Source organism: Muribaculum sp., assembly GCF_029051885.1.
GTDB lineage: Bacteria > Bacteroidota > Bacteroidia > Bacteroidales > Muribaculaceae > Muribaculum.
The window spans coordinates 1-9,126 of record NZ_JAIDKI010000262.1; the positions used below are offsets into that span (position 1 = coordinate 1).

Annotated in this window: 7 protein-coding genes; all 7 read left to right on the top strand. The window is 47.2% G+C overall.

The features are described 5' to 3' along the window. Positions 1–124 precede the first annotated feature (124 nt). Complete coding sequence (gene creD, locus K2I50_RS10705) at positions 125–1,516, top strand: cell envelope integrity protein CreD (RefSeq protein WP_301026339.1); 1,392 nt, start codon at positions 125–127, stop codon at positions 1,514–1,516. Positions 1,517–1,756: 240 nt separating this feature from the next. Further along, on the top strand, positions 1,757–3,706 hold the full coding sequence (locus tag K2I50_RS10710) for an LptF/LptG family permease (protein ID WP_301026340.1): 1,950 nt from the start codon (positions 1,757–1,759) through the stop codon (positions 3,704–3,706). Between the two features lie 19 nt (positions 3,707–3,725). Further along, positions 3,726–4,940 (top strand): bifunctional 3,4-dihydroxy-2-butanone-4-phosphate synthase/GTP cyclohydrolase II, encoded by a 1,215-nt coding sequence (locus K2I50_RS10715; protein ID WP_301026341.1) that lies wholly within the window; start codon positions 3,726–3,728, stop codon positions 4,938–4,940. Positions 4,941–4,959: 19 nt separating this feature from the next. Then, complete coding sequence (locus K2I50_RS10720; RefSeq protein ID WP_301026342.1) at positions 4,960–6,165, top strand: pyridoxal phosphate-dependent aminotransferase; 1,206 nt, start codon at positions 4,960–4,962, stop codon at positions 6,163–6,165. Between the two features lie 17 nt (positions 6,166–6,182). Next, on the top strand, positions 6,183–7,439 hold the full coding sequence (locus K2I50_RS10725; protein ID WP_301026343.1) for an ABC transporter permease: 1,257 nt from the start codon (positions 6,183–6,185) through the stop codon (positions 7,437–7,439). 153 nt (positions 7,440–7,592) lie between these two features. Continuing rightward, positions 7,593–7,952 (top strand): ribosome silencing factor, encoded by a 360-nt coding sequence (rsfS, locus tag K2I50_RS10730; protein ID WP_301026344.1) that lies wholly within the window; start codon positions 7,593–7,595, stop codon positions 7,950–7,952. 51 nt (positions 7,953–8,003) lie between these two features. Then, positions 8,004–9,126, top strand: a 1,123-nt coding sequence (locus K2I50_RS10735) for an ATP-dependent metallopeptidase FtsH/Yme1/Tma family protein (protein WP_301026345.1), incomplete at its 3' end; no start/stop codon positions are given.

The window sequence follows — 9,126 nt, forward strand, 5'->3', positions numbered from 1 at the left end:
AAACTTATTCCAGCAAACCATGAACGAGAATCCACAAACATGCGGAACACCTCCGCCCATCCCGCAGCCTCCACACACGCCTACCGCCACCACGACTGCCCCTCCGCGTTTCGCACCAATGCAAATGAAAACGACAACCCGTCAGTCGATAAGCCTTAAGATCCTATTTATCGTATTGCTGTCACTCATCCTGCTCATCCCCGACATGATTATCTACTCGCTGAATGACGAGCGGGCCGACCGACAGAAAGAGACAACTCAGGAAATTTCAAAATCATGGAGCGGCCCGCAATTACTGTCGGGTCCGATAATTTCCATACCCTATATCACTAAAAACAGGCAGAACAAAGACTCCATAGGAGGAATAATCAGGCTGCTGCCTGCGACTCTTAATGCATGCGCCGACATAAAGTCCCAGACTCTAAGCCGCAGCATATACGAAACTACAGTCTATAACGCCGATGTCACTATCGACGGCGAGTTTGACATGCATGCCCTTAAAGCCACCGGAATCCCAGTCGACAGAATACTTTTCAACAAAGCATATGTAACCGTCGGCATCGGAGACCTGAAAGGCGTGGAATCAATAAACCCCATAAAGATAGGACATAGAGAATATACGCTCGACGGCACATCTGACGAGGATGTATATGTGAATCTGACTTTCAGCAACAATACCGATTACACTGAATTCTCCGATACAGGATACGAAATGGAAGTAATCGATATTGATGACTACACCTCCTCCACATCAGGATGCATGCAAGCGTCGATTTCTATCGACTCAATCAGGGCTACCCGTATTCCCTATTCTATCGACATGCACATCAGAGGGTCACAATCGTTAGGAGTAACTCCAATTGGAGCCGAAAGCAAGATTTCAATGACGGGAATATGTAAGTCGCCATCCTTCGGTGGCATGGTAATCCCGACCAAACGTAGCGTTGATGCCGACAGTTTCTCCGCCAAATGGCTTGTCAACTCTATCAACCGTGATTATCCTCAGGCATTTATCGGCGACAAACCATATAAGATATCACGCTCAGCCGTAGTCACCAATATGCTCGTGCCCGTAGACAGATATCAAAAGACCTCCCGGGCAATGAAATATGCGATAATCGTCATATTGCTCACATTTATTTCCGTACTTTTTGCGGAAATCATAATGAAGCATCCCATCAACATGTTCCAGTATCTCCTAATCGGACTTGCTCTCATATTATTCTATTCCCTGCTGCTATCACTGTCCGAGCATATGCGATTTGGGCTCAGCTATCTGATTGCCGCAGTAATGACAATCGGGCTAATAAGCATCTATATGCTCGGTGTAGTACGCTCAAAGCGCGTCTCCATCACCATAGGAGTGGTGCTTACAATTATATACACGTTCATATACGTACTGTTGTGTCTTGAGACCTACGCATTGCTTACAGGCAGCATCGGACTTTTCATAGCCTTGGCCACAATAATGTACACATCAATTAAAATCAACGGAAAAGGCCATGAGTTGCAATAACTCTATACCGTAACTGAGCCTTATCGCCATAATTGAGCATGACTGAGTTTTTACCCAAAAACTCAATCATGCTCAATTTCTGTCAGATACCTTAAGGGAGAGCATGACTGCACACAAGCAGTGATTCCAATATATGCTCCGCTAAAAGTGCCGCTTTTCTCTTTCGATTTGGTCAGTTAATCGGAATTGTTTAAATTTGTCACTTGATTTAACCGATTTAAACATCCACCGACACTCGATATGCTACGTATAAAGCGACTATATCTATTCATGCTACAGAGCTTTCTGCCGCTGTTTGTCATGACCTTTCTGATATGCCTCTTTATAGTGTTGATGCAGTTCCTATGGAGGTACATCGACGACCTCGTCGGCAAGGGGCTGGAAATGAGTGTAATTGGCGAACTGTTCTTTTACGCGGCCCTTACCATGGTGCCGATGGCGCTGCCACTTGCCATCCTCCTTGCGTCGCTTATGACATTCGGCAATCTCGGAGAGCAATTCGAGCTTACAGCCATGAAGGCCTCCGGAGTATCGCTTATCAAATCCATGCGCCCGTTGATTGCACTTATGGTAATCGTGGCAATCGGTGCGTTCTTTTTTCAGAACAATGTACTGCCGGTAGCACAGGCTAAAATGTACACCCTGCTCTACTCAATGAAGCAAAAATCTCCGGAGCTTGAGATACCCGAAGGCGTATTTTACGACCAGATTACCGGCTTTAATCTATACGTAAAGCAAAAGGACCGCGAAACCGGAATTTTGCATGACCTCCTCATCTACAACGTATCAAAAGGCACTGACAATGCCACCATAATCTATGCCGATTCCGGAAAAATAAGCATGACGGATGACAAATCGCATCTTATCCTAAACCTTTGGAACGGCGAACAGTTTGAGAATCTGAGAGAGCAGGGCTCCACATTCTCGTCTCAAAATGTCCCATACCGGCGTGAGACCTTCAATGACAAAGAGGTGCTTATCGCTTTTGACGCCAACTTCAACAGAATGGACGAAAGCGGGATGCGCAATCAGTATGTAGGGAAAAATATAGCTGAACTCCAGGCTACCATCGACTCGGTGACAGCAAGGGTCGACAGTGTAGGCGATGTGTACGGCCATGATATAAAGACACAACGATATTTCGGATTAAGCTATTATAAGTATGAGTCGACCGACACAGGCATGCGGGCTATTCCACAGCCACCTGTGGCCATGGCCGCTCCGCTTAATCTCGACTCAATATTCTCAGGCTCCAATCCGGCATTCACCAAAAGCTACCTCAATCAGGCTCTCGACAAGGCCAAGCGCTCTCGTCAGGACTTTGAATTCAGGTCATATACAATGAATGACGACCGTCGAGTAATACGACGCCACGCCATTGAGCTCATGAAAAAATTCACCCTCTCAATGGCATGTATTGTATTCTTCTTCATCGGAGCACCCCTTGGAGCCATCATACGCAAGGGCGGACTCGGAATGCCTTTGGTAATATCGGTATTCCTTTTTATATTTTACTATATCATCGACAACACAGGCTACAAGATGGCCCGCGAAGGCAGGCTTGAAGTATGGGAAGGAATGTGGCTGTCGACATTTGTGCTATTGCCATTAGGCGTGTTCTTCACTTATAAGGCAGTAAATGACTCTGCCGTTTTTAATCGTGATGCCTACGCCAATTTCTTCCGAAAACTTATAGGTCGGAGCCAGATGCGCAAACTCGAACTGAAAGAGGTTGTCATAAACGAGGTCGACCTTTCCGTAGCCACTTCCAAAATCAACAATCTCAACACTCTTATCTCTGACTTCTTACAGAGCAATCCTGCAAGACAGAGCTATTTACAATACTGGCAAACCGGATATGACAGCATCAGGCTCCACACAATCAGAGCCGAACTGGAGCAGATGGTCGACTACCTATCCAATTCCCGCGAACGCCTGATAATACTCAAACTCATGGAGCTGCCCGAGTTGCTCAGTCTATGGTTTTACCATCCGTCATCCAACAAGTTGCTCAGTTGGATGTTTATCATACTGTTCCCAGTCGGAATACCGCTTTATCTGATCGGACTTCACCAACAACGCCACTTGCGTGAACAGCTCGAACATATAAAAGTAACCGACAATGAACTCATTTCACTTCTGAATACTCCCCCTCATACCAACGCTACTGTTTTACAGACTGAAAATTAAAGCTGAAATACTATAAGAAATGGATAATATAAGACTTGACTCAATCGATGAAGCCATCGCCGATTTCCGCGAGGGACGTTTTGTAATCGTAGTTGATGACGAAGACCGAGAAAACGAAGGCGATCTCATCGTTGCGGCAGAAAAAATTACCCCCGAGCAGGTCAATTTCATGCTGAAAAATGCCCGAGGCGTACTTTGTGCCCCGCTTACTATATCTCGCTGCAAAGAACTTGAGCTGGAGCACCAGGTAACCGACAATACTTCGGTACTCGGAACTCCGTTCACAGTCACTGTCGACAAACTTGAAGGATGCTCAACAGGTGTAAGCATTCATGATCGCGCAGCGACAATACGTGCCCTTGCCGATCCTGAATCGACTCCGGCCACTTTCGGTCGTCCGGGACACATCAACCCGCTTTACGCCCAGGATAAAGGCGTGCTGCGCCGCTCGGGACATACCGAGGCTGCAGTAGACCTCGCACGGCTTGCCGGTCTACAGCCCGCTGCCGCCCTTATGGAGATTATGAGCGACGACGGCTCTATGGCACGCCTGCCGGAATTGCGACAGAAAGCCGATGAATGGGGCATGAAACTGGTATCCATCGCCGACCTGATTACATACCGCCTGAAACAGGAATCACTCGTCGAGAAGGGCGTCGAGGTAGACATGCCCACCGCATATGGACATTTCCGGCTTATACCCTTCAAGCAAAAGAGCAATGGCCTTGAACATATCGCAATAATAAAAGGCGACCTGGCCGGCAGCGACGAACCTGCACTCGTGAGAGTACACTCCTCATGCGCCACTGGCGACATATTCGGGAGCATGCGTTGCGACTGCGGCGACCAGCTCCACAAAGCCCTGCAGATGATTGAAAAAGAAGGCCGAGGCGCTGTGGTCTATCTCAATCAGGAAGGCCGGGGAATCGGTCTGATGGAAAAAATGAAAGCCTACAAACTTCAGGAAAACGGCATGGATACCGTCGAGGCAAACGTATGCCTCGGCCATCTTGCCGATGAACGAGACTATGGAGTAGGCGCTCAGATACTACGTGAAATCGGCGTGCGCAAAATGCGCCTTATGACAAACAATCCGGTAAAGCGTGTCGGACTGCAGAGCTATGGACTTGAAGTAGTTGAAAATGTCCCCATCGAAGTTGAGCCCAACCAGTACAATCTCCGCTACATGCGCACCAAAAAAGACCGTATGGGCCATAATCTCCACAATCTCTAAGCACAGCACATAAGATATCATGCCAAAAGTATCACAGCGCGGCACAGAAATGCCGGCTTCCCCTATACGTCGCCTTGTACCACTGGCCAATAAAGCTAAAGAACGTGGTGTAAAGGTATATCATCTCAATATCGGCCAGCCTGATGTGCCTACCCCGGAGGAGGGCCTGGAAGCACTGCGTCATATTGACAGAAAAGTGCTCGAATACAGTCCTTCGGAGGGATTATTGTCGCTTCGCGAGAAACTCCGCCAATACTATCACCGTTTCAATATCGAAGTCGACACCGACGATATAATCGTAACCACCGGAGGAAGCGAGGCTGTACTTTTCGCCTTCATGGCAACTCTCGATCCGGGTGATGAGATTATTGTGCCTGAGCCGGCATATGCCAACTATATGGCATTTGCCATCTCGGCCGGAGCAAAAATCATAACAGTGCCTTCATCCATCGACGAAGGCTTCTCCCTGCCTCCGATTGAAAAATTTGAAGAGCTCATCACACCTAAGACCAAAGGCATTCTCATCTGCAACCCGAATAATCCTACAGGATACTTGTATACGATGAAGGAGATGCTACAGATTCGCGATTTGGTCAAGAAATATGACTTGTTTCTGTACTCCGACGAAGTATACCGCGAATTCTGCTATACCGGTGCGCCATACATCTCGGCATTTCATCTGCCGGGCATAGAGGACAAGGTGGTACTCATTGACTCCGTATCAAAAAGATACAACGAATGCGGAATACGCATAGGAGCCCTTATCACCAAGCACAAGGAACTGAAAAAGAACATCATGAAGTTCTGCCAGGCTCGTCTGAGCCCACCCCTTCTCGGACAGATTGTGGCTGAAGCATCGATTGACACCCCTCAGGAATATATGCTCGCCACCTACAACGAGTATGTGGACAGGCGTAAATTCCTTATTGACCAACTTAACAAGATACCCGGATGCTATAGCCCCATTCCAATGGGAGCGTTCTACACAGTAGTCAAGTTGCCCGTCGACAATGCCGACCGTTTCTGCGAATGGTGCCTTGAAGAATTCGAATATGAAGGGCAGACAATATTTATGGCTCCGGCATCAGGCTTCTATACAACCGCAGGCATGGGTAGCGATGAAGTCCGCATGGCATATGTGCTATGCAAAGAGGATCTTGCAAAAGCGATGAAAGTGCTGCAAGAAGCGCTGAAAGCATATCCTGGACACATCAGCAATTCCTGACAATACCATGCCGCGCCATGACATATGAAAGTCTGATAGCCTCACGCATGCGCATCTCCGGACATGGAGGCGGCACAGCGACAAGCGTCATTATGGCTATTTCCGGCATAGCGCTGGCAATGGCCATAATGATGGCTGCTTTGTGCATCGTGACAGGATTCAAACATGAAATCCGCAGAAAAGTCATGGGCTTTGACGCGCATGTATCAATACTTGCGGCATCCAATGCTACAATTCATGACCCGGAGGACACCCGGGCCACTTCAGTACTGACATTTTCACCACAACTGCAAGGTATAATCGACAGCACCGGGATATTCCGCGATGCGGAACTCGTGATGGAACATCCTGCGGTAATAAAAACAGATTCCGACTTCGAAGGCATAGTATTGCGTGGACTTACTCCAGGCCCCGGAACTGATTTCATAAAGGAATCCATAATCAACGGCAGTTGGCCTGACGACTCATTGGAAAATTCAATTGTCATATCAAGGATTACGTCAGAAAAACTACATCTTAAACAGGGAGACAGGATATTTACATATTTCTTTACTGACCAAGGAGTCAAGACCAGACGCCCCAAGATAGCCGCGATATACGACACACACTTCTCTGACTACGACAAGATATATGCATACTCCCCCATCAAATTAGTTCAGGGAGTAAACGGTCTTGACACTCTTCAAGGAAATCGCATAGATCTTTACATGCATGATACCGACCACATTGATGAAGGCGCACTACATCTACAGGAAACAATGATGCGAGAAGCCTGGGCCGGACGTCTCGATGGCATGTATCGGATATCGGCAGTAACCTCCACCGGCATGATGTATTTCAACTGGCTCGCGTTGCTTGACACAAATGTAGTCGTGATACTGCTGCTGATGGGACTTGTATCAGGATTTACACTGGTATCATCACTATTCATCATAATACTGGAACGTGTGCGCATGATTGGCATTCTGAAAGCTCTTGGAGCATCAAATGCATCAGTAACCCGTATATTCTCCCTTCTGGGTCGACGTCTTGTTATATACGGAATGATTATCGGCAATGTGATAGGGCTTACTCTTATGCTTTTGCAACAGCACTTCCATATTATTCCGCTCAATCCGGATGCCTATTATCTCGACTTCGTACCGGTAGAAATCATCCCCTGGCATATAATCACACTCAATGCCGCAGTATTCGTAATCGCATGGTGCGTACTGCTCATTCCGGGCCGTCTTATTGCGACAGTCAGTCCGGCCAAATCAATGCGTTACGAATAGGCTTTAAATGAATTGAGACAAAAATTTCACATTCCAGTCAACATATTCCCGACATTTTGGGTTTAACTGTTGTTATATATTTAAGTTTGCTGCAAAGTCAGAAATTTGTTTTATCTTTGTGTTAAAATTAACGATTCTTCCAATAGACTTAAGATGACTCACAAATCAGAAATTATAAAATTAATAATTGATGGAATCCAGGAGCGCAAAGGCAAAAAAATAGCCGTTGTTGATCTCAGCCATATAGAGGGCTCCGCTGCCAATACATTCATCATATGCCAGGGCTCATCGCCGACACAGGTCGATGCCATCGCCGACAGCGTACGTGAATATGTACAGGAACATGCCGGTACAAAGCCATACAACTATGACGGCTACCAGAACTCTCAATGGATTGTGATTGACTACGGTGATGTATTTGTCCATATCTTCCTGCCCGATATCCGGGAGCACTACAATCTTGAGGAGTTGTGGAGCGATGCTCCAATCTCCGAAATCCCGGACTTAGACTGATTCCGGATTTATACTTATACTAAATTCTCTTGTACTTCAATATATAATTAAATGGACAAGAAACCTAAGAACCGGACAATTAAGTTCAGTATGTACTGGATGTATGCCATAATCATACTGTTCTTGGCAGCCCTGTACTATTTTGACGACAATTCGATAACGAAAGAGGTAAGCTACTCCAACTTCGAAAAATATGTTACCGAAGGTGGTGTAGAGCGAATCGTCGTATTCACCAACAAGAATCAAGCCGAAGCATATCTGACCGACTCGCTGGCTTCAAAAATATTCCATCCTAGCCAGTTTACCAAAGGCACAGGTCAGGAAGCGAAAATCCTTACTGACATTCCAAGTGCCGACAAGTTGCAGGATAAAATTGACGAATGGCAAAACAACGGAACATTCACCGGTGACGTGAAATTTGAGAAAGCCACCGACTTCTCCGGCATGCTTTGGTCTATCGGCCCAATGGTATTGCTGATTGTATTCTGGCTATTCATGCTCAAGCGTATGTCAGGGAAAGATGGGGGCGCCGGTGGCGGTGTATTCTCCGTCGGAAAATCCAAAGCCAAAATATTTGACAAGGATGGACCTATACAGGTAACATTCAAGGATGTTGCCGGTCTTTCCGAAGCAAAGACCGAAATAGAGGAAATCGTTGAGTTCCTGAAAAATCCCCAGCGCTACACCGATCTTGGCGGTAAAATTCCAAAGGGAGCGCTTCTTGTTGGCCCTCCCGGAACCGGAAAGACCCTTCTCGCCAAAGCTGTAGCCGGCGAGGCCAACGTTCCGTTTTTCTCGATGTCGGGAAGCGACTTCGTAGAAATGTTTGTCGGAGTAGGAGCATCGCGTGTCCGCGACCTCTTCCGTCAGGCTAAAGAGAAAGCGCCCTGCATCGTCTTTATTGACGAGATTGATGCCGTAGGACGAGCACGCGGACGCAATCCGAATATGGGAGCCAACGACGAGCGTGAGAACACCCTCAACCAGTTGCTCACAGAGATGGATGGATTCGGGTCCAACTCCGGAGTAATAATCCTTGCCGCGACCAACCGTGCCGACATCCTTGACAAGGCGCTTATGCGTGCCGGACGATTTGACCGACAGATATATGTCGATCTTCCCGACTTGAATGACCGTGTGGCCATATTCAACGTCCACCTCCGCAACATTCGCA